This is a genomic window from Actinomadura sp. J1-007, from assembly GCF_009793335.1.
Lineage (GTDB): Bacteria > Actinomycetota > Actinomycetes > Streptosporangiales > Streptosporangiaceae > Spirillospora > Spirillospora yumaensis.
This window is the reverse complement of the sequence record NZ_WING01000003.1, coordinates 1,060,915-1,085,205: the sequence shown is the minus strand read 5'-3', so window position 1 is coordinate 1,085,205 and position 24,291 is coordinate 1,060,915. Positions and strand designations below refer to the sequence as shown.

Below are 24,291 nucleotides of genomic sequence, written 5' to 3'. Positions count from 1 at the left end.
TCCTCACCTGAGCCGTCAGTCGAACGGACTCGGGCAACACCAGGGGCCGGAGCGATCGCCCGCAATGGACCGACGATGCAGTTCCGCGTCACCGCAATGGGCCCACTGTCGGCAACCGATTTACCCGCGAGGACGTGCTCCAATCGCTCCCGCGAAAGCCGTTCGCGGCCACGTCGGGAACGCGCGCGGAGCCGCGAGCGCCGCACGCGGGAATGGCGCGGCTCCGCCCCAGGTCAGCGGTCCGCGGCGAGCGCCTCGCGCTCGATCCGGTCGAACTGGGCGCCCATGGCCTCCGCGAGGGCCTGGGCCGCCGACAGCGGCCGGACCATCACCGTGAGTTCGTCGATCCTGCCGTCGCCGTCGAAGTGCAGGAAGTCGCAGCCCTCGATCTCCCGGTCGCCGACCTTGGCCTTGAACACCAGCGCGTGGTCGCTCCCCGCCGGGTCGCCGATCTCGCGGACGTAGCGGAAGTCGGTGAAGACCCGGAACACGCCCCGCAGGATCGCCGCGGTGATCGGCTTGCCGGGGTACGGCTTGAACGCGACCGGGCTCGTGAACACGACGTTCTCAGCGAGCAGGGCCACGACCGCGTCCATGTCGCCGGCCTCCACGGCCGCGCGGAAGGGGTTCATCCCGCCACCTCTCCAGGCAAATCGTCGAACGGATGGGTCAGAGACTATGCCCGCGCCGTACAACGTCCGGAAGTGGCCGCCCGGCGCGCGGCGCGAGGCTGTACCTCTGACCAAGCGCTTGTTACTCTCCGGCGCATGATCTCCACGGCTGTCTGGGGCACCGGCAACGTCGGCCGGCTGGCCATCCGCGCCGTCGACGCCCACCCGGCGCTGGAACTCGCGGCCGTGATCGTCCACGACCCGGGCAAGGCGGGCCGCGACGCGGGCGACCTCGCCGGGCTCGGCCGCGACCTCGGCGTCGCGGCGACCCGCGACGCGGACGCGGTGCTGGGCGCCCGGCCGGGCGCGGTGGTGTACGCGGCGTCCGGCGACGTCCGCCCGGACGACGCGCTCGCCGACATCGTCAGGGCGGTCCGCGCGGGCGCGGTCGTCGTCACCCCCGCGCTGTACGCGCTCTACGACCAGCGCGGCGCCCCGCCCGAGACGCGGGACCCGGTCCTCGCCGCCGTGAAGGAGGGCGGCGGCTCGCTGTTCGTGTCCGGCGTGGACCCGGGCTGGGGCAACGACGTGCTGCCGCTGCTGGTCAGCGGGCTCGGCACCACCGTGGACGTGGTCCGCTGCCAGGAGATCTTCGACTACTCGACCTACGACCAGCCGGACTCGGTCCGGTACCTGGTCGGCATGGGCCAGCCGATGGACTACGAGCCGCCGATGCTCGCGCCGACCGTCCCGAGCATGGTGTGGGGCGGCCAGGTGCGGCTGATGGCGCGGGCCCTCGGCGTCGAGCTGGACGAGGTCCGCGAGACCGTCGACCGCCGCCCCCTGGACGCCGCGGTGACCACCCCGTCGATGGGGGAGTTCGAGGCGGGCACGCAGGGCGCGGTGCGCTTCGAGGTGCAGGGCGTCGTGGACGGCGAGCCGCGCATCGTCATCGAGCACGTCACCCGCATCCACGCGTCGTGCGCGCCGGACTGGCCGGTGCCGCCCGGCGGCGGCGACGGCGCGCACCGGGTGGTCATCGAGGGCGTGCCGCGCATCGAGGTCACGGTCGAGGCCACCGACGAGACCGGCAACCGGGCCGCGGGCGGCAACGCCACCGCGGTCGGCCGGCTGGTGAGCGCCATCGACTGGCTCGTGGACGCCGAACCGGGGCTCTACGACGCGCTCGACGTCCCGCTGCGCCCCGCGGCCGGCCGGCTCGGAAGGAGACGACCATGAACATCGACATCCCCGAGGGCAAGGACGCGATCGAGTACGTGTGGGGGGAGATGGTCCCCGGGATCGGGCCCGCCGCCGCGAACTTCTCGCTGGCGGTCTACGCGCACACCACCCTCGGGCTCCGCGAGTTCGAGGCCGCGCGGCTGCGGATCGCGCAGATCAACGGGTGCGTCTTCTGCCTCGACTGGCGGACCGAGCGGGACGGCGAGAAGGTCGAGGAGGGGTTCGCCGACGCGGTGGCCGAGTGGCGGACGACCGAGGCGTTCGACGACCGGACCAGGCTCGCCGCCGAGTACGCCGAACGGTACGCGCTGGACCACCACGGGCTGGACGAGGAGTTCTGGGACCGGATGTCGGCGCGCTACAGCCAGCTGGAGATCGTGGAGCTGAGCATGAGCATCGGCTCGTGGCTGGCGTTCGGCCGGCTCAACCACGTGCTCGGCCTCGACACCATGTGCATGCTCCCCCGCCCCTGAGGCGGCAGGGCCGCCGGGCGTCGTCGGGAGCGTTCGGGCGTCGGGGAGCGGGGCGTCCGGGGAGCGGGGCGTCCGGGGAGCCGGGCGTTCGGCGCGGTCCGGGGCGTTCCGCGCGGCGTTCCGCGGCGGTCCGGGGCGGGGCGGGGCGTTCCGCGGACCGGCCGGCCACACGCGCCCGTGGCCGGCTTCCACATCAGGCCATCGTCACAGGTCGGTGGCGATGATCTTCTCGATGTTCCGTTCGGCGAGCGCCGTGATGGAGACGAACGGGTTGACGCTGGTGTTGCCGGGGATCAGCGCGCCGTCGATGACGTACAGCCCCGGGTGGCCGTGCAGGCGGCCGTAGTTGTCGGTGGCCTTGTTCAGCACCGCGCCGCCGAGCGGGTGGTAGGTGAGGTGGTCGCCCCAGATCTTGTAGGTCCCGAACAGGTCGGTCCGGTAGATCGTGCCCTCCTTCTTGTTGATCTTGTCGAAGATGGTCTTGGCCATGTCGATGGACGGCTGCTTCCAGGACGCCTGCCAGTTCAGGTCGGCCCGGCCCGCCGCGGCGTTCCAGGAGAACTCGGCCCGGTGCGGGTTCTTGGTGATCGACAGGTAGAACGAGGCGTACGTCTCGATCCCGGTCGGCAGCGGCGCGACCTCGGCGAACGCGCCGCCCGCCGCCCAGTTGTCGATGCCGCCCGTCGGGATGGACGCCTGGAGGCTGCCCGTCGGGTCCCACAGGTGGTTGGCGCGGCCGCACATGACGTTGCCGTTGTCGCCCCAGCCCTTGCCGATCTCGCCGTTCAGGCCGGGCAGCGCGCCGGTGGCCTTCAGCTTGACCAGCAGCTTGCTGGTGCCGACGCTGCCCGCCGCGAAGAACACCCGGTCGGCGGTCACGGTCTTGGTGGCCGTCGTCGCGCCGGAGGTGTCGAGCTGGTCGATCGCGACCGTGTAGCCGCCGCCGGCGGCCGGGGACACCGAGGTGACCCGGTGCAGCGGCGAGATGGTGACCTTGCCGGTCGCCCGGATCTGGGCGAGGTAGGTCTTCTGGAGCGACTTCTTGCCGTGGTTGTTGCCGTAGAGGATCTCGCCGGCCAGGGCCGACTTCGGCACCGTTCCCGCCGCCTCCCGCTTCATGTAGTCCCAGTCGTACACGGTCGGCACGAACACGAACGGGAAGCCCGAGCGCTGCGCGTGCTTGCGGCCGACCCGGGCGTACTGGTAGCAGTCGGCGGTGTCGAACCAGGCCGGGTCGATGGTGGCGACGCCGAGGGCGGCGTTGGCGCGCGGGTAGTACGTGCCGTACATCTCGTCGGCGTTCACCGAGGGGAGGATGGCGGCGAAGTTCTCCCGCTTCGGGGTGACCGCCATGCCGCCGTTGACCAGCGACCCGCCGCCGACGCCGCGGCCCTGGTAGACGGTGATGCCGCTGAACTCCTCGGCGTCGAGGATGCCGGTGTGGCGGGGGATGCTCCGGTCGATCGGGAAGCCGAGGAAGTTGCTGAGGGGCTGCTTGGTCTTGGTGCGGAGCCAGTACGACCGGGCGTCCGGGTTGGTGGTGTTGGCGAAGATCTTGCCGTCCGGGCCGGGGGTGTCCCAGGCCATGCCCATCTCGACCATGTGCACGTTGACGCCCGCCTGCGCGAGGCGCAGCGCGGCGACCGAGCCGCCGTACCCGGTGCCGATCACCAGCGCGGGGACGCGGGCGCCGTCGCCGATCGGGGCGGTGGCGGGGACGGCCGTGCGGACCGCGGCGCCGGCGCGCCCGCCGAGCGCCGCGACCCCGAGGATAGAACTCGTTCCAGCAATGAATCCGCGCCGCGATAGGCCGCTGGAGCCCAAGCCTTGCTTGGTGGAGTCACCCATGTGACTTACCTCACTCTCTGTCGAGTGAGAACATGTTCTACATGGTGGTCGGGCAAGTCACTACTTACCCATAAGTAACTTTTGTCCGATCCTGGCCCAGGGCGTAACGGTTTGCTCCGGCGCCCCCGCCGCGCCCCCCGCCGCGCCCCCGCCGCGTCCCGCCGCGCCCCGGTCGGGCTCTCCTCCGGGGCGCCGCCGAATCTCGTTCGCGAAACCGCGTAATGCACCCGGCCCCCGCGCGTCTACTCAGTAGGTGGTCCCTCGGGTCCGGGCGCGTCCGCGAGGCGGCGGATCGTTGCGGATGAGGGTTGTGATGACCGATGAGCGTTGGGTTGGATGGCGTGGTGGTCACGGGCGCGGGGACGGAGTCGGACGCCGACCTGGCGGCGGCGGTCGGCACGGGCGACGAGCGGGCGTCGGGCGAGCTGTACCGGCGGCATCACACGGCGGTGCTGGGGTACGCGCGCGGGCTCGTCCGCGACCAGCACACGGCCGAGGACTTGACGAGCGAGGCGTTCGTCCGCACGTTCGCCGCGCTGCGCCAGGGCAAGGGCCCGCAGGAGGGCTGCCGCCCGTACCTCTACACGGTGGTGCGCAACGCGGCCGTCGACTGGGCCCGCGCGGGGCGGCGCACCGTCGTGACCGACGAGGTCGCCGCGTGGGCCGACGCGAGCACCGACGACCCTCCCGACGTGGACGAGCTCGACGCGGCCGTCCGCGCCTTCCGGTCGCTGCCGGAGCGGTGGCAGACCGTCCTCTGGCACACGGTCGTCGAGGACGAGCCGGCCCAGGAGGTCGCCGAGCTGCTCGGCATGACGTCCGGCGCGGTGGCTCAGCTCTCGTTCCGGGCGCGCGAGGGGCTGCGGCAGGCGTTCCTGGTCGCGAGCTGCGAGGGCCATCCCGACTGCGCCGAGTTCACCGCGCAGCTCGCCGCGAGCCTGCGCCGCCCGGGCCGGCGCCGCAGCCGGGCGCTGCGCGAGCACCTCGACTCCTGCGAGCGCTGCCGGCTCGCGGCGCAGGAGATGGCCGATCTGAACGGGCGGCTGCGGCGCTGCCTCCCGGTCGGCGCCGTGGTGCTCGGCGCGCCCACGGTCTCGCTGGACGCCCTGTCGCATGGCGCGGCGTCCGCGCCCGGGTGGGCCGTGCACGCCGGGGTGGCCGGGACCGCCGCGGTGGTCGTGGTCGTCCTGTTCATGACGTTCGGCGGCGGAGGCGGGACGGCGGGATCGCCGGACGCCGGGGCGCCGCCCGCCTCGGCCGCCGTCCCGCCCGCTCCCGCGCCCACGCCCGCCCCGTCGGCGTCGAAGCGGCAGGAGTCGGCGCGCAGCGACGGCGAACGGCCCGCGGGGCCGAAGGGCATCAAGCCCGCGAAAAAGCGGAAGGGCGGCGCGGCGGCGGCGTCCGGCGGCGGCTACCGCGTGCGCAACACGACCCTGTTCTCCTGCCTGGCGCCCGTCGGCGCGTCGGTCCGGCAGCGCTCCTGCACCGACCCGGCCACCGCGTGGAAGCGCAAGAACGCCGGCGGCGGTTTCACCCTGACGAGCGCGTCCAACGGCAAGTGCCTGGCCCGCGGGAAGCCGTCCGCGTCCGTCCCCTGGGAGGGCAGCACCGAGTACGCCGTGACCACGGCCCCGTGCGGCGGCGCGCACCAGGTCTGGAATCTCGTGCGTTTCGCCCCCGCCGTCTACCGCCTGTCGAACGGCGCCGGCTGGTACCTCCAGGCCAGCTACTCGGGCCTGCAACCGGTGACGCTGAAGTCGTCGTCGTTCTCCGGGATGGCCGCCCAGGGCTGGGCCGTCGAGCAGTCCAAGAAGTGACGCCCCGGCCCGCCCGGCGCCCGGCCGGGGACCCGGCCAGCGCGCGCCCGTCCGCCGCGGAACGGTCCGGGGTCACCCGTAGCTGAGCTGGTCGCCGGCGATGGGCTCGGCGTTGAGGGTGAGCCACGCCTGGAGCACCATGTGCAGCTCCAGGCGCCCGGCGGAGGCGTGGATGGTGTCGCCGAACAGGTTCTCCAACTGCCGGATGCGGTAGCGGACGGTCTGCGCGTGCACGTGGAGCCGCCCGGCGACCTCGGTGGCGTTGAACCCGCACTCCAGGCAGGTCAGCAGCGTCGCGGCGAGCCGGTGGCGCTGCGCCGGGCGGACGCCGAGCAGCGGCCCGAGCCTGCGCTCGATCGCGCGCTCGACCAGCTCGCGCTCCTGCATCATCACGATGATCGGCATGTGCATCTCGGCGGCGATGGGCTTGGCGCCGTCGATCAGCCCCTGGCCGGCCAGCTCCAGCGCGTGCCGGGCCCAGCGCAGCGACTTGGCCACCTCGGTGACGCCCACCGTCGGGCCGATCGAGGCCGTCCAGCCGCGGAGCTGCCGTTCGAGCATCCGGCCGCGGCCGGGACCGTCGGGTCGGGACGATCAGGCAGGGCTCGGGGAGGTGCAGGCCGGGCAGGACGTCGGGCAGCAGCGCGGGGTGCCGGGCGTCGGACCCGCGCTCCTGGAGGGCGACGGCGGCGACGCTGCGGGGCAGCGGCCAGTCCGCCTCGTGCGCCAGGCCCCGCAGGTCCTTGACGTCGGGGCCGCCGAGCAGCAGGTCGACCAGGCGCCGCCTGCGGTCCTCGCGGGTGCCCGCCGCGCGCGCCTCGGCCTCGGCGTGCCCCTCGGCGACGGCCACGGCGAGCTGGTTGAGGTAGCCGAAGACCGCGTTGGTGATGCCCGCGATGGTGGCCGCGCTCGCCCGGTGGCCGAGCCGTTCGGCGCGCTCGGTGAGCCGCTCGACCGCCACCCCGGCCCCGATCCGGGTCGCGGCCTGCCAGGCGTCCAGCGTCCGGCCCTCGCCGGCCTCGCCCGCGCCGACCCGCCGCCAGAACTCCAGGATCTCGCCGGAGTTCGCGTCGGGGTCGGCCATCAGGTCCAGGAAGTGGCCGATGGCGTACGCGACGCCCAGGCCGAGCGCCTTGGAGTACCGGTGGTCCTGCGGCCGGGCGTACTCCGGCAGTTGCCTCTCGATGCGGCGCACCGCCTCGTCCGCGATGCCGGGCACATGCCCGCGAAGGTCGCTGGCGATCCGGGCCGCGTCCTCGAACGAGAAGCCGAGCTCGATCCGGCGCACGGGAAGGCGGACCACCTGACTGCGGTCAGACAATGAGATCTCCTTCGCTGGAACGACGTGTTCCAGAGACGTCGGAACCACAGCGGGATTACGGAGTTTTGGCAAGATTTCTCAGAACCGCAGCGGAAGGACGGTCTCCGGGGCGGACGCCGCCCGGCTTCGATGGCGACCGGACGCGCGGGACCCGGCGGGCGACCGTTTCCGACCGCGGTGTAGTGATCGCGGAGTTGCCGGACATCTGGAGGTGACACGACAACAGGATTGGAGGCACCGTGCCAGATGCGGACAGTAGGTTCGCCGAGCTGTGGGACGCGCACTACGACGACGTCCTCGCCTACGCGGCACGGCGGGTCGACCACGAGACGGCGCGGGACGTCGCCGCGGAGACGTTCCTGGTCGCCTGGCGGCGCCGGGACGACCTCCCGGCCGACCGCCCGTTCCCGTGGTTGCTGCACGTGGCCCGCAACACCCTGGCGAACGAGGCGCGCGGCCACCGCCGGCGCCGCCTGCTCTGGGGCCGGCTGCGGGACGACCGCGGCACGCACGAGCCCGCGGCGGACGTGGCGGCGGGGCTCGCGGAGGGCGGCCGGATCGGCGCGGCCCTCCGGCGGCTCTCCGCCCGCGACCGCGAGGCCCTCCAGCTCGTCGGCTGGGAGGAGCTCGACGCCAAGGACGCCGCGGTCGTGGCCGGATGCTCGGCGAAGACGTTCTCGGTGCGGCTGCACCGCGCCCGGCGGCGCCTCGCGGCCGTCCTCGCCGAACTCGACACCGACGACCAGCGCCTCCACCCGATGACCCTCCAGAGGAGCTCGCAGTCATGAACGACGACGTCCAGGAAGTCCGCCGGCTGCTCGCGCCGGCGAACCCGGTCGCCCGCGACGACGTGGCCGGTTCGGGACGGGACGCGACCGGCCGCGCCGCGTTCGCCCGCGTCACCGCGTCCGCGCCCGGTGCTCCGGCGGGACGGCGCCGGTTCGCGCCCCGCCGCACGGCCGTGCGGCTCGTCGCGGTCGGGGGCCTCGCCGTCGCCGTCGCGGGAGGGGTCACCGTGGTCCAGAACCTCGGCGGGACGGACGGCTCGGGCCGGCCGCGCTCCGGCGTGCCGGGCCTCCCCGGCGCCCCGGCGGCCGACGCCCAGGTCGTGCTGGCGGGCGCCGCGTCCGCCGCGCGGTCCCGCCCGTTCACCGCGCCCCGCCCCGACCAGTGGATCTGCGTCGAGACCAGCTACCGGCGGGCGGACCTGCCCGCCAAGGGCCAGGTGCGGAAGCCCGACGAGCCGTTGAAGAAGACCGTCGAACGGATCTGGACCAGGGCCGACGGCAAGCGGATGGCGTTCATGGAGAAGGGCAGGCTGATGAACTCGCCGTCCGGCGGCGGCATGCCGCCCACCGACTACGCCGGCGTCGCCGCCCTGCCGCGCGACCCGGGCGCGCTGCTGGCGTGGGCCCGCAAGGAGCCGGCGCCCTTCCCCAAGGGGGAGGCCGCGTTCAAGCTGCTGTCCTCCCTGCTGAGCAACAACGGGGTGCTGCCGCCCGCGCAGGAGGCGTCGGTCTACGGCGCGATGGCGAAGATCCCGGGCGTCCGGCTCGACCGCAAGGCGGTGGACGCGCTCGGGCGGCCCGCGCTCGGCCTCTCGCTCGTCATGGAGGGGGCCTTCAAGGAGGAGATCCTCCTGGACCCGGTGAAGTACACCTACCGCGGCCACCGCACGACCGTCGTCAAGGACCACACCTTCCCCAATGGCGGGACGTTCAAGAAGGGCGTGGTCGAGAGCATGTCGGCCCGCCTGAAGGCCGGCGTCGTGGACCGTCCGGGCCAGCGCCTCTGACCGGCGCCGACGGCCGGGGCCCCGCGCCCCGGCCGTCGCGTTCCCGGGCGGCCGGCGGGGCCGTCCCGCCCGAGAACGCGCGACGGTGCGCACGACATCGGTCACGGCTCTGGTCAGAACGGGAAATTAATAGGAAACTTAACTTTCCGAAAGGCTCTCGCCCCCGCCCCCAGGAGCCGTCAGATGCCGCTCGAAACCCCGCTCAGGCCCCCCGCGCACCGCACCGCCGCCCCCACCGCCCGCTACGCGTGGGCGGCCACCCGGATCTTCCTCGGCTGGATCTTCCTCTGGGCCTTCATCGACAAGCTGCTCGGATTCGGGAAGTCGGCCCCCGAGGGCTGGGTGGACGGCACCTCCCCGTCCAAAGGCTTCCTCAGCAGCGTGGACGGCCCGTTCCAGGGCATGTTCCACGCCATGGCGGGCGCCCTCTGGGTCGACGCGCTCTACATGTTCGGGCTGATCGGGCTCGGCGTCGCGCTGGTCCTCGGGATCGGCCTGCGGGCCGCCGCCGTCGGGGGGACGCTGCTGATCGCGATGCTCTGGGCGGCGTCCCTCTGGCCGGAGGCCAACCCGTTCATGGACGAGCACTGGATCTACGCCGGCGTCCTGATCTCGCTCGCGCTCAGCGACGCGGGGGAGACCTGGGGGCTCGCCCGCCCCTGGTCGCGGACCGCCGTCGTGCGCCGCTTCCCCTTCCTGCGCTGACCCGCACCGCCGTACGCCCGCGCCGCGCGCCGTACGAACGGGGCGCGGCGCGGGCGTACGGGCGGATCAGGTGAGGTTGGGACGCAGCCAGGGCTCGACCTCGGCGAGGTCCATGCCCCGGCGGCCGGCGTAGTCGAGGGCCTGGTCCTCGCCGATGCGGCCCACCGTGAAGTACCGCGAACCGGGGTGGGCGAACAGCAGCCCGCTGACGCTCGCGGCCGGGGTCATCGCGAACGACTCGGTCAGCTCCATGCCGAGGCTCGGCGCGTCCAGCAGGCCGAACAGGTCGCGCTTCAGGCTGTGGTCCGGGCTGGCCGGGTAGCCGAACGCGGGCCTGATGCCGCGGAAGCGCTCGGCGTGCAGGTCCTCCAGGGACGGGTCGGCGTCGGGCTCGTACCAGTCGCGGCGGGCCTTCAGGTGGGCGTACTCGGCGAACGCCTCCGCGAGCCGGTCCGCCAGCGCCTTGACCATGATGGCCCGGTAGTCGTCGTAGTCGGCCTGGAAGCCCTCCGCCAGGGTGTCGGCGCCGTGGACGGAGACCGCGAAGCCGCCGACGTGGTCGCCGGCGGGCGCGACGTAGTCGGCCAGGCAGCGGTTCGGGCGGCCCTCGGGCTTGGCGGTCTGCTGCCGCAGCATCGGCATCCGCACGGGGCCGCCGCCGGGCGGCTCGACGACGATGTCGTCCCCCTCGGAGTGCGCGGGCCAGAACCCGTACACGCCGCGCGGGCGCAGCAGCTCGCCCTTCACGATGTCGTCCAGCAGGGCGTTGCCCTCGTCGAACAGCTCGCGCGCCTCCGGCATGTCGAGGATCGCGGGGTACTTGCCCTTCAGCTCCCAGGCGAGGAAGAAGAACTGCCAGTCGATCATGGCGCGCAGCTCGGACAGCGACGGCTCCACCGTGCGCAGGCCGGTGAACGCCGGGACCGGCAGGTCGCCGAACGGCACCCGCTCGGCGTTGGCGCGTGCCCGCTCCAGCGCCAGCAGGGGCGCCGCCGCCTGGTCTCGTGCTGCTCGCGGAGCCGCTGCTGCTCGGTCCGGTTGGCGGCGTCCAGGTCCCGGGCGCGGCCGGGGTCGAGCAGGTCGGACACGACGCCGACGACCCGCGAGGCGTCCAGGACGTGCACCGTGGTCCCGTCGTAGGCGGGCGCGATCCGCACGGCCGTGTGCTGGCGCGAGGTGGTGGCGCCGCCGATCAGCAGCGGCAGGCGCAGGCCGCGGCGGTCCATCTCGGCGGCGACGGTGACCATCTCGTCCAGCGACGGCGTGATCAGCCCGGACAGGCCGACCGCGTCGGCGCCCTCGGCGGCGGCGGTGTCGAGGACCTTCGCGGCGGGGACCATCACGCCGAGGTCGATCACCTCGTAGTTGTTGCAGCCGAGGACGACGCCGACGATGTTCTTGCCGATGTCGTGCACGTCGCCCTTGACGGTCGCCAGCACCACCTTGCCGTTGCCGCGGCGGACGTCGTCGGCCTCCTTCCCGGCCTCGATGAACGGCTCCAGGTAGGCGACCGAGCGCTTCATCACCCGGGCGCTCTTGACCACCTGCGGCAGGAACATCTTGCCCGCGCCGAACAGGTCGCCGACGATCTTCATGCCGTCCATCAGCGGACCCTCGATCACCTCCAGCGGCCGCGCCGCCGCGAGGCGGGCCTCCTCGGTGTCGGCCTCGATGAAGTCGACGATGCCGTGCACGAGCGCGTGCGAGAGCCGCTCCTCCACCGGCGCCTCGCGCCAGGACAGGTCGACGGTGCGGCGCGTCCCGGCGCCGTCCACCGTCCGCGCGAACGCGACCAGCCGGTCGGTGGCGTCCTCCCGGCGGGCGAACAGCACGTCCTCGACCAGTTCGAGCAGGTCGGCGGGGATGTCCTCGTACACCGCGAGCTGGCCGGCGTTGACGATGCCCATGTCCAGCCCGGCGCGCACGGCGTGGAACAGGAACGCCGAGTGCATCGCCTCCCGCACCGCGTCGTTCCCCCGGAACGAGAACGACAGGTTGGAGATCCCGCCGCTCGTCCGCGCCCCGGGCAGCGCTCCTTGATGCGCGGCAGCGCCTCCAGGAACGCCTTCGCGTACCCGTCGTGCTCGGGGATGCCGGTCGCCACGGCCAGCACGTTCGGGTCGAACACGATGTCCTCGGCGGGGAACCCCGCGCGCCCGGTCAGCAGGTCGTAGGCGCGGCCGCAGATCTCCACCTTGCGGTCGGCCGTGTCGGCCTGGCCGTCCTCGTCGAACGCCATGACCACGACCCCGGCGCCGTACGACCTGATCCGCCGGGCCTGCTCCAGGAAGGCGTCCTCGCCCTCCTTGAGGCTGATCGAGTTGACGACGCCCTTGCCCTGGACGACCTTCAGCCCGGCCTCCAGCACGTCCCACTTGGACGAGTCGACCATGACGGGCACGCGGGCGGCCTCGGGCTCGGTCGCGAGCAGGTTCAGGAAGGTGGTCATCGCCTGCGCGCCGTCGAGCAGGTCGGCGTCCATGTTGACGTCGAGCAGGTTGGCGCCGCCGCGCACCTGCTCCATCGCCACGTCCACCGCCGCCTGGTGGTCGTCGGCCTCGATCAGCTTGCGGAACCGGGCCGAGCCCGTCACGTTGGTGCGCTCGCCGACCATCACGAACCCGGTGTCGGGCCCGATCTCGAACGGCTCCAGGCCGCTGAACCGGGCGCGCGGGGCGCGCTCGGGCCTGCGGCGCGGGGCCGCGCCCCGCACGGCGGCGGCGATCCGCTCGGTGTGCTCGGGGGTGGTGCCGCAGCAGCCGCCGACGATGTTGGCCAGCCCCTCGGCGGCGATGCCGCCGATCAGCGCGCCGGTCTCCTCCGGCGTCTGGTCGTACCCGCCGAACGCGTTGGGCAGCCCGGCGTTCGGGTGGCACGCGGTGTAGGCCCCGGCGATCCCGGCCAGCTCCGCCAGGTGCGGGCGGATCTCGGCGGCGCCGAGCGAGCAGTTCACCCCGACCACCAGCGGCTCGGCGTGCGCGACCGACGTCCAGAACGCCTCGACGGTCTGCCCGGACAGCGTCCGGCCGCTCAGGTCCACGATGGTCACCGAGATCCACAGCGGCAGGTCGGGGGCGACCTCGCGGGCGGCGGCGCACGCGGCCTTCGCGTTCAGCGTGTCGAAGATCGTCTCGATCAGCAGCAGATCGACGCCGCCCTCGGCGAGCGCCGCGATCTGCTCGGCGTAGGCGGCCTTGACCCGGTCGAACGTCACGGCCCTGAACGCGGGGTCCTCCACCCGCGGCGACAGCGACAGCGTGACGTTCAGCGGCCCCACCGAACCGGCCACGAACGCGCCCCCGGCCTCGTCGGCCGCCTGCCGCGCGAGCCGCGCGCCCTCCAGGTTCATCTCCCGCACGTACGGCTCCAGGCCGTAGTCGGCCTGGCCGATGGACGTCGCGGTGAACGTGTTGGTGGTGGTGATGTCGGCCCCGGCGGCGAGGTAGCGCCGGTGCACGTCCAGGATCAGGTCCGGACGGGTCAGGTTGAGCAGGTCGGGGTCGCCCGTCACGTCCGACGGATGCCCGCCGAACCGTTCGCCCCGGTAGTCCTCGGGGGTCAGCGACGCGCCCTGCAACACCGTGCCCCAGGCGCCGTCCAGTACCGCGATGCGCTGGTCGAGGACCTCGCGCAGTGCTTGCGCCGACGTGTTCACCCGCCACCTCCCGTGTGTGGGAGGCGCCCTTGGTGATCGACGTCCGGCCGAGCGTGGCGGGCCCGCGGCCCGTTGCAACGCCTCTCGACCGGCGTTCCCGACCTTACCCGACCCGTCCCGCCGCCCTCGAACACCGATCCGTCTCCGTCCGACTCCGGCACCTTCGCACCGCCCCCTCGACTCGCGCTCGACGACCGGAAGGGACGGGCACGGCGGGACGGACGGGCGCGGCGGGACGGGCCGCGACGCGGCGGAACGCGCCGCGGCCGGGGGAGGTCACCGGACGCGGGGGAGGGGGCGGCCGGTGAGGAAGGCCGTGACGGTGCCGCGGAACAGGGCCGGCTGCTCGGCCTCGATCACGTGCCCGGCGTTCGGGAACTGCACGAACGTGGCGTTCGGCAGGGTCTCGTCGTACTCGCGCGCGATCTCCGGCCGCTTGTAGTCGCACTGGCCGCGCAGGACGAGCGCGGGCGTGCGGGAGGCGCGCAGCGCGGGACGCGGATCGCGGGTCTTGAGGGCGTCGTCGGAGGTCTGCTGGTTGGAGTAGAAGCCGCCGCGCGAGGACGCCTCGTGCAGGGGGCGCTCGGGGTGGCAGGTGGCGGCCGAGCCGACCGTCGCCAGGAGCTCGTCGAACAGCGGGTCGATCTCGCGGTCCGGGACCAGCGCGTGCGCGGCGCGGGGCCGGACGCCCATGAGCAGGGACCAGGCGATCAGGCGGGGGCTCGCCTCCAGCTCGTCCATGCGCTTGCGCTGCCGGGGCGTGAGCCGGTCCCAGATGTCACCCTCGCCCTTCTTCTCCCATTCGGGGGCCCAGAGCGCGCCGGGGGAGGTGAACACGGCCTTCTCCACCTTGCCCGGATGCGCGGCCATGTAGTGCGCGGCGAGGGTCGCCCCCACGAGCTGCCGACGAGGATGAGGCGCGCCGCGTTGACGCGCCGCCGGATGGCCTCCAGGTCCGCGAGCTGCCGGGCGACCGTGTAGCCGGCGGGGTCGGACAGGCGCTGCGACCGGCCCGAGCCGAGCTGGTCGTAGGTGTAGACGTCGAAGCCGCGCGCGGCCAGCTCGCGGTCCAGGTCGTCCGGACCGGCGCCGGGCGTGCCCGGCCCGCCGTGCAGGCGGACGACGGGGAACGGCGCGCGCCGTCCGGTACCGGGCGTGTAGGTGTACGCGATGCGCGAGCCTGTCGGCAACTGCCAGTAGCGGGTCGCCTGCGGAGGCAGCGGCACGGGCTTGTAGTCGAGCGGCCGGAAGACCGTCAGGACGGAGGCGACCGTCACGGCGAGCGCGACGCAGCCCGTGGCGACCCCCGCGGCGAGGCCGCGGCGGCGGCGCAGCGCGAGCCGCGCGCCGAGGGCGTTCAGGGCCCCGCACAGGGCCACGGTTGCGGCCATCCCGCCCGCCGTGGCGAGCGGGATGGGCGCGCCGAGCCCGGCGGCCAGGAAGAACGAGACGGCCGCGACGGGGATCCCGAGGATCACCGCGACGGCGACGAGCGTCCAGCCGGCGAAGCGGCGGAACAGCGACGGTGCGGATGCGTTGGTCATGCGGCGACGGTAGGAACGGCGCGGCCGTCCGGGCGTCCCCCGGCGGGCACGCGCCCCGTACCCCTCCGGGGGTACGCGCGGCCCTCCTCACGGGCGATCACGGCGGCGCGGGCGTTCCGTACGCTGAGCGGCGTGAACCTCGATCGGTGGCGGCCGGACCGGACGGCCGACCGCAGGTGGCGGTGGATCGCCGTGGACGCCTTCGTCGCCTACGTGTCGGCGGCCATCCCCGTCGGGCCGTCCGACGTGACCGCCTCGGTCCTGCACGGCCCGGCCGTGGCGCGGATCGCCGCGGTCGTCTGGTTCGCGGCGATCGCGGGCCGCAGGCTCGCCCCGGCGACGGCGCTCGCCGCGTCCGCCGCCGCGACCGTGGCCGTCGCGGTCGCCGGATACCCCCTGACCAACCTGTCGGCGGCGTCCGCGCTGAGCCTGACGATGGTCGCGCAGACCCGGCCGCGGGCGCGGACCGTCCAGCTCATGGTGCTGCCGGTCGCGGCGGCGCTCGCGGCGGTCGGCGCCGGCAGCGGCGAGTCGCTGGTGCTCGCCGCGGTGCTGCACGGCGGCGCGTGGCTGGCCGGGGACGCGGGCCGTTCGCGCTGGGCGGCGGCGCGGGCGCTGCGCGAGCGGGAGGGCGAACGGGCCGAGGCCGACCGGCGCCGCGCGCTGGCGCGCGAGCGCGCCCGGCTGGCGCTCGAACTGCACGACGCGGTCGGGCACGCGGTGACCGTCATGGTCACCCACGCCGGGGCGGCGCGGCTCGCCCTCGGCACCGAACGCGAGGAGATCCGCGCGTCCCTCGGGCGGATCGAGGACGTCGGCCGTACCGCGATGGCCGACCTGGACCAGATCCTCGGCCTGCTCGAAGCCGAGCCGCCCTCGCACGACCTGGCCGCGTCCGTGCGCGGCCTCGTCGCCGGGCTGCCCGCGCACCTGCGGGCCGGGCTGACCGTGGACGGCGACCTACGCGACGTCCCGGACCCGGTGGGGCTGACGGTGCGCAGGGTCGTCCAGGAGTCGCTGACCAACGTCGTGCGGCACTCGTCCGCGACGGCCGTAACCGTGCGGCTGGCCCGCACCGAGGAGGGCATCGTGATCGAGGTGGCCGACGACGGCGACGCCGCGCACCCCCACGTCCCCGGCCGCGGCCTGAACGGGATGCGCGAGCGCGTCCGGCGGCTCGGCGGGACGCTCCGGGCGGGCCCAGCCCCGTCCGGCGGCTGGCGCGTGGACGCCCGGATCCCGGGACGGCCCGCGTGATCACCGTGCTGCTGGCCGACGACGAGGAGCTGATGCGCGGCGGGCTGCGCATGATGCTCGGCACCCAGCCCGACATCACCGTCGTCGGCGAGGCGTCCGACGGGGCGCAGGCCGTCCGGCTCGCCCGGTCGCTGGAGCCCGACGTCGTCCTGATGGACGTCCGGATGCCCATCCTCGACGGCGTGGCCGCTACCACCGAGATCACCGCGCTCGGCACCGCGACGCGGGTGCTGGTGCTGACGACGTTCGAGCTGGACGAGTACGTCTTCGCGGCCGTGCGCGCCGGGGCCAGCGGCTTCCTGCTGAAGCGCACGCCGCCCGAGACGCTGATCGAGGGCGTCCGCACCCTGGCGGCCGGTGACGGCCTGCTCGGCCCGTCGGTGACCCGGCGACTCATGGCGGAGTTCGCCCGCGCGTCGCCCGCGCCGCCCGGACCGCGCGTCAGGCGGCGGCTCGACCGGCTCACCGGCCGCGAGCACGAGGTGCTGCTGCGGATGGCGCGCGGCCTGACCAACGCGGAGATCGCCAAGGAGATCCACGTCGCCGAGGCGACGGCGAAGACGCACGTCAAGCGGATCCTCGCCAAGCTGGAGCTGCGCGACCGCATCCAGGCGGTCGTCTTCGCCTACGACCACGGCCTCGTCCACCCCACCGGCCACGACCCCGCCAACTGACCGGCCCCCCCGCACCGCCCCACCGCGCTGGAGCGCCGCGTCGGATCGCCGGGCCGCGTCAGATCGCCGCGCCGGATCGCCGGGCCGCGCCGGAATGCCGGGCCGGGCCGGAACGCCGCGCCAGAACGCCGCGCACCGCCGCAACGCCGCGCACCGCCGGATCGCCGCGCCGCGCCGGGCCGGATCGCCGCGCCCCGCCGGATCGCCGCGCCCCACCGCGCCGGAACGCCGCGCTGTGGCGCCGGGATCGGCCGGCGCGGAGGGACTCAGTTCCGGCAGCCCATGGATTCCTTGTCGGAGGCCGGGACCGAGGACGAATGGCACCTGTCGATGCGCGTCCGCAGCTCGGCGAGCTTGCTCTCGGCGGCCTTCCGCCCGGTGAAGACCAGCGTGCCCTGGGCGACGGCCGTCGAGTCGGGAACGGTCAGGTCGGCGACGTCGATCGTCGACATCTGGACGGTCGTCGTCGTGCAGCCGGTCTGGCCCTTGCCCCTGATGATCGCGACACGGCCGTTCGCGGCCTGGAGGGAGTGCTTGCAGACCGCGTTCCGCAGTGCCGTCAGGGCGGAGGGGCCCTCCACCTCGTAGGTCTGCGCGACGGCCTGCTGCATCGCCTGCGGCAGGTCTGCCACGGCGATCGGCGGGGACGCCTGGTCCCTCGCGTCCGCCTTGCGGGACGTGCTCAGCCCCAGGACCGGCTTCGCGCTGCCCCGGTACAGGACCACGACGCCCTTGTCCTCGCCCACGTAGTAGTCGTCCCGCACCGCTTGCAGCAACGCGACGCCGCTCACCGTCAGCGCGCCCACCACCAGCGCGCCGGCCAGCGCGAACGTCCGCTTCGGGGCGCGGCGGGACGCGGCCCACGGCCGCCCGGCCACCAGCCGGTCCCCGGGAGGCGCGGTCGCGGCCCGGGTCGGCCGTACCGGAGGGGCGGGCGGCGGAGGAGGAGCGCCGGGGAGGCTCCGCTCCGCGTCCGACCGGGCGTTCGCGTCGGAACGGGCGTCCGTGTCCGACCGGGCGTCCGTGCTCGGCGGCAACGTGTAGTCGCGCGCGGGCAACGGGTTCCCGCCCGGACCCGGGCCCCGCGGCGGGCCCGGCGGAGGCGCCGGGAGGACGGTCGGACGCGGCGGGCTCGGCGCGTCGGGAGAGGCGAGGTCCCGGGCGGAACGCAGCATCTCGTTCAGCGGCGTCCTGCCCGGCGCGCCGATCAGCCGCATGAGGAGCGCGTGCGCGGTCGGCCGGAGCGCCGGGTCCTTGGCGAGGCAGGCCAGCACCAGGTCGCGCATGGGGGCGGGCAGGTCGCCGAGGTCGGGCTCCCCGTGCGCGATCCGGGCGACCACGGCCGGCGGCGGGCCGTCGCCGAACGGCGGGCGGCCGAGCGCGGCGTACGCGATGACCGCGCCCCAGGCGAACACGTCGGCCGCCGGCCCGACCCGGGCCCCGGCGGCCTGCTCGGGGCCATGTAGGCGGGAGTGCCGATCACCCCGTCCGACACGGTGGTGCTCGCCTCGGCGATGCGGGCGATCCCGAAGTCGATGACGCGCGGGCCGTCGGGCCCGATGAGCACGTTCGCCGGCTTGAGGTCGCGGTGGACGATGCCCGCCTCGTGGATCGCCACCAGGGCGGTCGCCGTCGCGACGGCCAGCCGGTGCAGCGCGTTGCCCGTCCGCGGGCCGTCCGACCGGACGGTCTCCCGCAGGGACGGGCCGTCCACGTACTCGCTCGCGACGTACGGCGGATCGGCGTCCAGGTCGGCGGCGACGATCTGGGCCGTGCAGAACGGCGCGACCCGGCGGGCGACCTCCAGTTCCTTCGCCAGCGCGCCGCGGTCCTCGCGGCCGGAGACCAGCCCGTCGTGCAGCACCTTGACCGCGACGATCGTCCCGTCGCCGGCGCGCCCCTGGTACACCACGCCCTGGCCGCCCGCGCCGAGCCTGCCGAGGAGGTCGAAGGCGCCGATCCGACGCGGGTCCCGCGCCCCCAGGGGAACGACTCGTTGCATCACGGCTCCCGGTGCGCTCGCTCGTCGGCGAACTCGACCCGAGGTTAGATGACCGGACGCCCCGGCGGGCTCGGGACGGCCGGCCTTGCCTGTACCGGCCACCTTCCGCCGGGCGAACGCCCGGGAACGCGGGCGTGCCCGTACCGCGGGCAAACAATGAGTTATCGAAAAGTGGCTGTCGGTTACCGTGTGCGGCGGCGGGTATGGCGCGTTACGACCCCCGGTGACAAGGCCGAGCCACCGTGGAGGTCCAGTGCCAGGCGACGACAACGACAAGCAGCGACAGCTCGACCGGTACGTGGTCAAGCAGGACGGCACCCGCTACAGCACCGACCAGGGCGTGCGGATCGACGACACCGACAACTCGCTGTCGGTGGGCGAGCGCGGCCCGACGCTGCTGGAGGACTTCCACTTCCGCGAGAAGGTCACCCGGTTCGACCACGAGCGGATCCCGGAACGGGTGGTGCACGCCCGCGGGTCGGGCGCGCACGGCGAGTTCCAGGTGTACGAGTCGCTGGCCGAGTTCACCTGCGCGGAGTTCCTGTGCGACCCGTCCCTGGTGACGCCGACGTTCGTGCGGTTCTCCACCGTCGCCGGGGAGCGCGGGTCGGCCGACACGGTCCGCGACGTGCGCGGGTTCGCCACCAAGTTCTACACCCGGCAGGGCAACTACGACCTGGTCGGCAACAACATGCCGGTGTTCCCGATCCAGGACGGCATCAAGTTCCTCGACTTCGTGCACGCGGTCAAGCCCGAGCCGCACAACCAGATCCCGCAGGCGCAGTCGGCGCACGACACGTTCTGGGACTTCGTGCAGATGCAGCCGGAGACCATGCACTTCGTCATGTGGCTGATGTCGGACCGGGCGCTGCCGCGCAGCTACCGGATGATGCAGGGCTTCGGCGTGCACACGTTCCGGTTCGTCAACGCCCAGGGCAAGGGCACGTTCGTGAAGTTCCACTGGCGGCCCAAGCTCGGCACGCACTCGCTGGTGTGGGACGAGGTGCTGCGGGTGCAGGGCAACGACCCGGACTTCAACCGGCGGGACCTGTGGGAGGCCATCGAGAGCGGCAATCCCGCCGAGTTCGAGCTGTGCGTGCAGCTCGTGCCGCAGGAGGACGAGCACAGGTTCGACTTCGACCTGCTCGACGCCACCAAGATCATTCCGGAGGAGGAGGTGCCGCTGCGGGCGATCGGGAAGATGACCCTCAACCGCAACCCGCGCAACTTCTTCGCCGAGACCGAGCAGATCGCCTTCTGCACCGCCAACGTCGTGCCCGGCATCGACTTCACCAACGACCCGCTGCTCCAGGCGCGCAACTTCTCCTACCTCGACACCCAGATCACCCGGCTGGGCGGGCCCAACCACCAGCGGATCCCGATCAACCAGCCCGTCGCCCCCGTGCACAACGACCAGCGCGACGGCTTCCACCAGGACATGATCCACGACAGCCGCACCGCGTACTCCAAGAACTCCATCAGCGGCGGATGCCCCGCGACGGGCGTGAACAGCGGCCAGATGGCCGGGGTGTTCCGGCACTACCAGGAGCACGTCTCGGGCGAGAAGATCCGGCGGCGCAGCCCGAGCTTCGGCGACCACTACTCCCAGGCCACCCTGTTCTGGAACAGCATGGCGGGCTGGGAGAAGGAGCACATCGTCAACGCGTTCCTGTTCGAGCTCGGGCACGTCGAGCGCCGCTACATCAAGGAGCGCGTGATCGAGCGCCTGGCGAACGTGGACGCCGAGCTGGCCGCCCGGGTCGCCGAGGGCATCGGGACGTCTCCGCCGACGCAGACGGCCGCGAACCACGGCAGGTCCTCGCCCGCGCTCAGCCAGGAGGGCCAGCCGCAGTCGGTCGCCACCCGAAAGATCGCCGTCCTGGTGGGCGACCGCACCGACGCCGCCGCGCTCCGGCCCGTGCTCCAGGCGCTGCGCGACGAGGGCGCCATCTGCGACGTCGCCGCGCCGCACGAGGGCACCGCCGCGTCGTTCCCGGTGGACAAGCAGATCAGCGCCGCGTCCTCGGTGCTGTACGACGCGGTGCTGCTGGCCGGGGGGCAGGAGCTGACCGCCGACGGCTACGCCGTGCAGTTCGTCCGCGAGGCGTTCAAGCACGGCAAGGCCATCGGCTCGCTGCCCGGCAGCGAACCCCTGCTCGACGCCGCGAACCTGCCCGGTGACCAGGGCGTGGTCACCGCGAGCGCCGGCGACGCGTTCGCCCGGGAGTTCGCCGACGCGGTGGCGGTGCACCGCCACTGGGACCGGGACGTCGCCTCCTTCCCGGCCTGACCGGAGCCGCCCGACCAGCCCGACCAGCCCGAACGGCCCGAACGGCCCTGCCCGCGGCCGGTGCGCACCCGCGCACCGGCCGCGCGCCCGTCCGGTCGGGGGCGAGGTCCCGGCGCCGGTAAAGACCTTTCGACCGCGCGTTGCCCCATCAGAGTGATTTGTACGGGTATCGGTGGAATTCGGCACGACATCGACCACCACGACACCGACACGAAGACGGGGGCGAATCCGGTGGGCTACGTGAAGACCCGTGACGGCGAGGAGATCTACTACAAGGACTGGGGGACCGGACGGCCCGTCCTGTTCATCCACGGCTGGCCGCTGAACGCCGACGCCTGGGACGACCAGATGAAGCTGGTCGCCGAGAACGGGTTCCGCGGCGTCGCCCACGACCGCCGGGGGCACGGCCGGTCCAGCCAGCCCTTCAACGGCTACGACTTCGACTCGTTCGCCGATGACCTCAACGACGTGATGACGGCCCTGGACCTGCGGGACGCCACGCTCGTGGCGCACTCGATGGGCGGCGGCGAGCTCGCCCGCTACATCGGCCGGCACGGCACCGGCCGGGTCGCCCAGGCGGTGCTGCTGTCGGCGGTGCCGCCGTTGATGATCCAGGGCCCCAACAACCCCGAGGGCGTTCCGGAGCAGGTGTTCGACGACATCAAGAACGGCATCCTGGCCGAACGGTCGCAGTACTGGAAGGACACCGCCGAGCCGTTCTTCGGCGCGAACCGTCCGGGCAACAAGGTCACCCAGGGCAACAAGGACGCGTTCTGGTTCATGGCCATGCACCAGTGCGTCCAGGCCGCGGTGAAGTGCGTGGACGCGTTCGCCTACACCGACTTCACCGAGGACCTGCGCAAGTTCGACGTCCCCACGCTCGTGGTGCACGGCGACGACGACCAGATCGTCCCGATCGACGCCACCGGCCGCAAGACGGCGAAGATCGTCCCGGACGCCACGCTGAAGGTGTACGAGGGGGGCTCGCACGGCATCGCGCTGGTGCCGGGCGACAAGGAGCGGTTCAACCAGGACCTGCTCGACTTCCTCAAGAGCTGACCGCGCGTTCCCCAAGAGCCGACCTCGCTCGGTGGACGCTTCCCGGTGCGGCGCCGTCCGTTGGCGGCGCCGCACCGGCGTGCGCGCCGTTCCGGGCGCGGCCCTGCCCGTGGTTCATTTCAGGAAAGGCAATTCAGGCGTTTCGCCGGAAAGACGTGATTGGCCACCCCGAGTGGCGGGAATGGGGCACCTCGGGGGAATAATGAGGATAGTCGTCATCAGTCTTTTCGCGGCTGGAACGGCCGTCATGACCGGTTCGGTCGCCTGCCAGGGCGGTCACGTCGACCACGATTCCGTGCCCGGCGCAGCCGTCAGCGAAGTGGTCAGCGACCAGGCCGGCGCACCCGCCAAGCCCGCCAAGCCCGCCGATCCCGTGGTCGCCACCAGCGCGGACGGCCGGAAGGTGACGCGCGGCCAGGTCGTACGTGAATCCCAGGAGTATTCCAAGCGATCGACCGTTGAAGCGGCCGAGATATGCGCGGCGCTGATGAACAAATTCAAGAACACCGGCGGCAGGTTCACGGACGAGCGGTCCTACAAGAAGAGCTGTATCGACGGCATGAGCAACGGCAGCACCGTCGCTCCCACATCACCGCATCCGTGAGGACCGCCGCTGACCGGACGGCGGACGGCCCGCCGTGCTCGCCGGGCTCGCCGTACTCGCCGGGCTCACCCGGGGATTCCGTGGGACGACCGCTGCGAGCCGGCGCGCACGTGTGCGCGCACTCCTTGCAGGCCGAACAGGATGAGCAGCTCGACCGCGCCGCCGTCCGCGCTGCCCAGCCAGTGCGGCAGGGACGTGTCGAACTCGGCGGCGTCGCCGGGCGGCAGGGTGAGGTCGCGGTCGCCGAGCACCAGCCGCAGCCGGCCGTTGAGCACGTACAGCCACTCGAAGCCCTCGTGGGTCTGCGGGGTCGGCTGGAGGGGCTCGGGCCGGGCCGGAATGATCATCTTGAACGCCTGGGTGCCGCCGGGCCGCCGCGACAGCGGGATGAAGACCATCCCGAACCGCCGGAGCGGCTTCAGGTGGATCCGCGGGTCGCCCGTGCGCGGGGCGCCGACGAGGTCGTCCAGCGGGACGTCGTAGGTGCGCGAGAGCGGCAGCAGCAGCTCCAGGGTCGCCCGGCGCTGCCCGCTCTCCAGCCGGGACAGCGTGCTCTCCGAGACCCCGGTCGTGTCCGCGAGGTCGGCGAGGGTCAGCCCCCGCTCGCGGCGCAGCGCGCGCAGCCGGGGACCCACCGCGTCCAGCACGTCTTCCGTTTCGCCGTCCACGCGGGCCATCTTGCCATAACCGCAAGTTTGCGTGCCATATCGGGGCGGCCCTGGCAAGACTGAGGACGTCCCGACAGGAGGAGACGCGATGAGCACCACCGAAACGACCAGGTTCTGGGACGGCATCTACGCGGCCCGCCCGGCGGCCACCGCGCCGAAGCCGAACGTCCGTCTCGTCGAGGCGGTCGCGGACCTGCCGCCCGGCGACGCGCTCGACCTCGGATGCGGGGGCGGCGGCGACACGCTGTGGCTCGCCCGCCGCGGGTGGCGCGTCACCGCCGTCGACGTCTCGGCCGTGGCGGTCGAACGGCTCGCCGCCCTCGCCCACTCCCACGGCCTGAACGACCGGGTCGCCGCCGAACGGCACGACCTGCACGACTCGTTCCCGGAAGGCGGGTTCGACCTGGTCTCCGCCCACTACCTGCACACACCGTTCGACCTGGACCGGGCGGCCGTCCTGCGCACGGCCGCGCACGCGCTGCGGCCGGGCGGGCGGCTGCTGGTCGTGGACCACGGCTCGACCGCGCCGTGGTCGTGGAACCAGGACCCCGACGCCCGCTACCCGTCCCCGCGGGAGGTCGCCGCGGGCCTCGGCCTGGACCCGGCGGCGTGGACGGTCGAACGGGCCGACGCGCCCCGCCGGACCGCGACCGGGCCGGGCGGGCGCACCGCCGAGGTCACCGACCACGTCCTGATCATCCGCCGTACCGCCTGACCCGGCCGCAG

At 73.6% G+C, this 24,291-nt stretch carries 23 protein-coding genes and 1 riboswitch; of the genes, 13 read left to right on the top strand and 10 right to left on the bottom strand.

Annotated elements, in window-relative coordinates:
- Positions 1-233 precede the first annotated feature (233 nt).
- Positions 234-632, bottom strand: coding sequence for a nuclear transport factor 2 family protein (locus GEV43_RS46260; RefSeq protein WP_160826893.1), 399 nt, complete (start codon positions 630-632; stop codon positions 234-236).
- 135 nt (positions 633-767) lie between these two features.
- Here GEV43_RS46260 and GEV43_RS46255 point away from each other — a divergent pair, with 135 nt between their 5' ends.
- Positions 768-1,850 carry a dihydrodipicolinate reductase gene (locus GEV43_RS46255; RefSeq protein ID WP_160826892.1) on the top strand — a complete coding sequence of 361 codons (1,083 nt, stop codon included), beginning with the start codon at positions 768-770 and terminating at the stop codon, positions 1,848-1,850.
- A complete protein-coding gene (locus GEV43_RS46250) occupies positions 1,847-2,326 on the top strand; it encodes a carboxymuconolactone decarboxylase family protein (protein WP_160826891.1) in 480 nt (159 codons plus the stop codon). The genes GEV43_RS46255 and GEV43_RS46250 overlap by 4 nt, the downstream gene beginning before the upstream one ends.
- A gap of 204 nt (positions 2,327-2,530) precedes the next feature.
- Here GEV43_RS46250 and GEV43_RS46245 read toward each other — a convergent pair whose 3' ends face one another.
- The gene (locus GEV43_RS46245; RefSeq protein ID WP_160826890.1) at positions 2,531-4,174 is read right to left on the bottom strand and encodes a GMC oxidoreductase; all 1,644 of its coding nucleotides are present in this window, start codon (positions 4,172-4,174) and stop codon (positions 2,531-2,533) included.
- 320 nt (positions 4,175-4,494) lie between these two features.
- On the opposite strand from GEV43_RS46245, the gene GEV43_RS46240 reads away from it, so the two are divergent.
- Positions 4,495-5,991, top strand: a complete 1,497-nt coding sequence (locus GEV43_RS46240; RefSeq protein WP_160826889.1) for a sigma-70 family RNA polymerase sigma factor — start codon at positions 4,495-4,497, stop codon at positions 5,989-5,991.
- 72 nt (positions 5,992-6,063) lie between these two features.
- Here GEV43_RS46240 and GEV43_RS46235 read toward each other — a convergent pair whose 3' ends face one another.
- Positions 6,064-6,552: a helix-turn-helix domain-containing protein gene (locus tag GEV43_RS46235; RefSeq protein WP_160826888.1), complete on the bottom strand. Its 489-nt coding sequence runs from the start codon at positions 6,550-6,552 to the stop codon at positions 6,064-6,066.
- 52 nt (positions 6,553-6,604) lie between these two features.
- Here GEV43_RS46235 and GEV43_RS46230 point away from each other — a divergent pair, with 52 nt between their 5' ends.
- From GEV43_RS46230 to GEV43_RS46215, 4 genes are all read left to right on the top strand, one after another.
- Positions 6,605-7,315 (top strand): hypothetical protein, encoded by a 711-nt coding sequence (locus GEV43_RS46230; protein ID WP_160826887.1) that lies wholly within the window; start codon positions 6,605-6,607, stop codon positions 7,313-7,315.
- Positions 7,316-7,551: 236 nt separating this feature from the next.
- Positions 7,552-8,100 (top strand): RNA polymerase sigma factor, encoded by a 549-nt coding sequence (locus tag GEV43_RS46225; protein WP_206681756.1) that lies wholly within the window; start codon positions 7,552-7,554, stop codon positions 8,098-8,100.
- Positions 8,097-9,107, top strand: coding sequence for a CU044_5270 family protein (locus tag GEV43_RS46220; RefSeq protein ID WP_160826886.1), 1,011 nt, complete (start codon positions 8,097-8,099; stop codon positions 9,105-9,107). Before GEV43_RS46225 ends, GEV43_RS46220 begins: the two co-directional genes overlap by 4 nt.
- A 183-nt stretch (positions 9,108-9,290) precedes the next feature.
- Positions 9,291-9,812, top strand: coding sequence for a DoxX family membrane protein (locus GEV43_RS46215; RefSeq protein ID WP_160826885.1), 522 nt, complete (start codon positions 9,291-9,293; stop codon positions 9,810-9,812).
- 66 nt (positions 9,813-9,878) lie between these two features.
- Here GEV43_RS46215 and GEV43_RS53065 read toward each other — a convergent pair whose 3' ends face one another.
- The 5 genes from GEV43_RS53065 to GEV43_RS46200 form a co-directional block, all read right to left on the bottom strand.
- Positions 9,879-10,757, bottom strand: coding sequence for a vitamin B12 dependent-methionine synthase activation domain-containing protein (locus GEV43_RS53065; RefSeq protein ID WP_309240353.1), 879 nt, complete (start codon positions 10,755-10,757; stop codon positions 9,879-9,881).
- Positions 10,676-11,533: a B12-binding domain-containing protein gene (locus tag GEV43_RS53060; RefSeq protein WP_309240352.1), complete on the bottom strand. Its 858-nt coding sequence runs from the start codon at positions 11,531-11,533 to the stop codon at positions 10,676-10,678. Before GEV43_RS53060 ends, GEV43_RS53065 begins: the two co-directional genes overlap by 82 nt.
- On the bottom strand, positions 11,431-13,467 hold the full coding sequence (locus GEV43_RS53050) for a homocysteine S-methyltransferase family protein (RefSeq protein WP_309240351.1): 2,037 nt from the start codon (positions 13,465-13,467) through the stop codon (positions 11,431-11,433). The genes GEV43_RS53060 and GEV43_RS53050 overlap by 103 nt, the downstream gene beginning before the upstream one ends.
- A gap of 15 nt (positions 13,468-13,482) precedes the next feature.
- Positions 13,483-13,559: riboswitch (S-adenosyl-L-homocysteine riboswitch) on the bottom strand.
- Between the two features lie 184 nt (positions 13,560-13,743).
- Positions 13,744-14,208, bottom strand: a complete 465-nt coding sequence (locus GEV43_RS46205) for an alpha/beta fold hydrolase (RefSeq protein ID WP_160826884.1) — start codon at positions 14,206-14,208, stop codon at positions 13,744-13,746.
- Positions 14,178-15,011 carry an alpha/beta fold hydrolase gene (locus GEV43_RS46200; RefSeq protein ID WP_160826883.1) on the bottom strand — a complete coding sequence of 278 codons (834 nt, stop codon included), beginning with the start codon at positions 15,009-15,011 and terminating at the stop codon, positions 14,178-14,180. Before GEV43_RS46200 ends, GEV43_RS46205 begins: the two co-directional genes overlap by 31 nt.
- A gap of 132 nt (positions 15,012-15,143) precedes the next feature.
- On the opposite strand from GEV43_RS46200, the gene GEV43_RS53045 reads away from it, so the two are divergent.
- Together GEV43_RS53045 and GEV43_RS46190 are read left to right on the top strand one after the other, a co-directional pair.
- On the top strand, positions 15,144-16,268 hold the full coding sequence (locus GEV43_RS53045) for a histidine kinase (protein WP_160826882.1): 1,125 nt from the start codon (positions 15,144-15,146) through the stop codon (positions 16,266-16,268).
- Complete coding sequence (locus GEV43_RS46190; protein WP_160826881.1) at positions 16,265-16,942, top strand: response regulator transcription factor; 678 nt, start codon at positions 16,265-16,267, stop codon at positions 16,940-16,942. Before GEV43_RS53045 ends, GEV43_RS46190 begins: the two co-directional genes overlap by 4 nt.
- Positions 16,943-18,149: 1,207 nt before the next feature.
- Here GEV43_RS46190 and GEV43_RS46185 read toward each other — a convergent pair.
- Positions 18,150-18,944 (bottom strand): serine/threonine-protein kinase, encoded by a 795-nt coding sequence (locus GEV43_RS46185; protein ID WP_160826880.1) that lies wholly within the window; start codon positions 18,942-18,944, stop codon positions 18,150-18,152.
- 253 nt (positions 18,945-19,197) lie between these two features.
- Here GEV43_RS46185 and GEV43_RS46180 point away from each other — a divergent pair, with 253 nt between their 5' ends.
- The 3 genes from GEV43_RS46180 (at position 19,198) to GEV43_RS46170 (ending at position 22,897) form a co-directional block, all read left to right on the top strand.
- Positions 19,198-21,234 (top strand): catalase, encoded by a 2,037-nt coding sequence (locus tag GEV43_RS46180; RefSeq protein WP_375539153.1) that lies wholly within the window; start codon positions 19,198-19,200, stop codon positions 21,232-21,234.
- 231 nt (positions 21,235-21,465) lie between these two features.
- A complete protein-coding gene (locus GEV43_RS46175; protein ID WP_160826879.1) occupies positions 21,466-22,293 on the top strand; it encodes an alpha/beta fold hydrolase in 828 nt (275 codons plus the stop codon).
- A gap of 247 nt (positions 22,294-22,540) precedes the next feature.
- Positions 22,541-22,897: a hypothetical protein gene (locus GEV43_RS46170; RefSeq protein WP_160826878.1), complete on the top strand. Its 357-nt coding sequence runs from the start codon at positions 22,541-22,543 to the stop codon at positions 22,895-22,897.
- Positions 22,898-22,962: 65 nt separating this feature from the next.
- On the opposite strand, the gene GEV43_RS46165 is transcribed toward GEV43_RS46170, so the two are convergent.
- Positions 22,963-23,565, bottom strand: coding sequence for a helix-turn-helix domain-containing protein (locus GEV43_RS46165; protein WP_160826877.1), 603 nt, complete (start codon positions 23,563-23,565; stop codon positions 22,963-22,965).
- A gap of 88 nt (positions 23,566-23,653) precedes the next feature.
- On the opposite strand from GEV43_RS46165, the gene GEV43_RS46160 reads away from it, so the two are divergent.
- Complete coding sequence (locus GEV43_RS46160) at positions 23,654-24,280, top strand: cyclopropane-fatty-acyl-phospholipid synthase family protein (RefSeq protein ID WP_160826876.1); 627 nt, start codon at positions 23,654-23,656, stop codon at positions 24,278-24,280.
- Positions 24,281-24,291 lie beyond the last annotated feature (11 nt).

Bases quoted from the DNA above. Each gene is read 5' to 3' on its own strand.
- GEV43_RS46260 (WP_160826893.1), bottom strand. From the start codon at position 632: ATGAACCCCTTCCGCGCGGCCGTGGAGGCCGGCGACATGGACGCGGTC.
- GEV43_RS46255 (WP_160826892.1), top strand. From the start codon at position 768: ATGATCTCCACGGCTGTCTGGGGCACCGGCAACGTCGGCCGGCTGGCC.
- GEV43_RS46250 (WP_160826891.1), top strand. From the start codon at position 1,847: ATGAACATCGACATCCCCGAGGGCAAGGACGCGATCGAGTACGTGTGG.
- GEV43_RS46245 (WP_160826890.1), bottom strand. From the start codon at position 4,174: ATGGGTGACTCCACCAAGCAAGGCTTGGGCTCCAGCGGCCTATCGCGG.
- GEV43_RS46240 (WP_160826889.1), top strand. From the start codon at position 4,495: ATGAGCGTTGGGTTGGATGGCGTGGTGGTCACGGGCGCGGGGACGGAG.
- GEV43_RS46235 (WP_160826888.1), bottom strand. From the start codon at position 6,552: ATGCTCGAACGGCAGCTCCGCGGCTGGACGGCCTCGATCGGCCCGACG.
- GEV43_RS46220 (WP_160826886.1), top strand. From the start codon at position 8,097: ATGAACGACGACGTCCAGGAAGTCCGCCGGCTGCTCGCGCCGGCGAAC.
- GEV43_RS46215 (WP_160826885.1), top strand. From the start codon at position 9,291: ATGCCGCTCGAAACCCCGCTCAGGCCCCCCGCGCACCGCACCGCCGCC.
- GEV43_RS46205 (WP_160826884.1), bottom strand. From the start codon at position 14,208: ATGGACGAGCTGGAGGCGAGCCCCCGCCTGATCGCCTGGTCCCTGCTC.
- GEV43_RS46200 (WP_160826883.1), bottom strand. From the start codon at position 15,011: ATGACCAACGCATCCGCACCGTCGCTGTTCCGCCGCTTCGCCGGCTGG.
- GEV43_RS46185 (WP_160826880.1), bottom strand. From the start codon at position 18,944: ATGCAACGAGTCGTTCCCCTGGGGGCGCGGGACCCGCGTCGGATCGGC.
- GEV43_RS46170 (WP_160826878.1), top strand. From the start codon at position 22,541: ATGACCGGTTCGGTCGCCTGCCAGGGCGGTCACGTCGACCACGATTCC.
- GEV43_RS46160 (WP_160826876.1), top strand. From the start codon at position 23,654: ATGAGCACCACCGAAACGACCAGGTTCTGGGACGGCATCTACGCGGCC.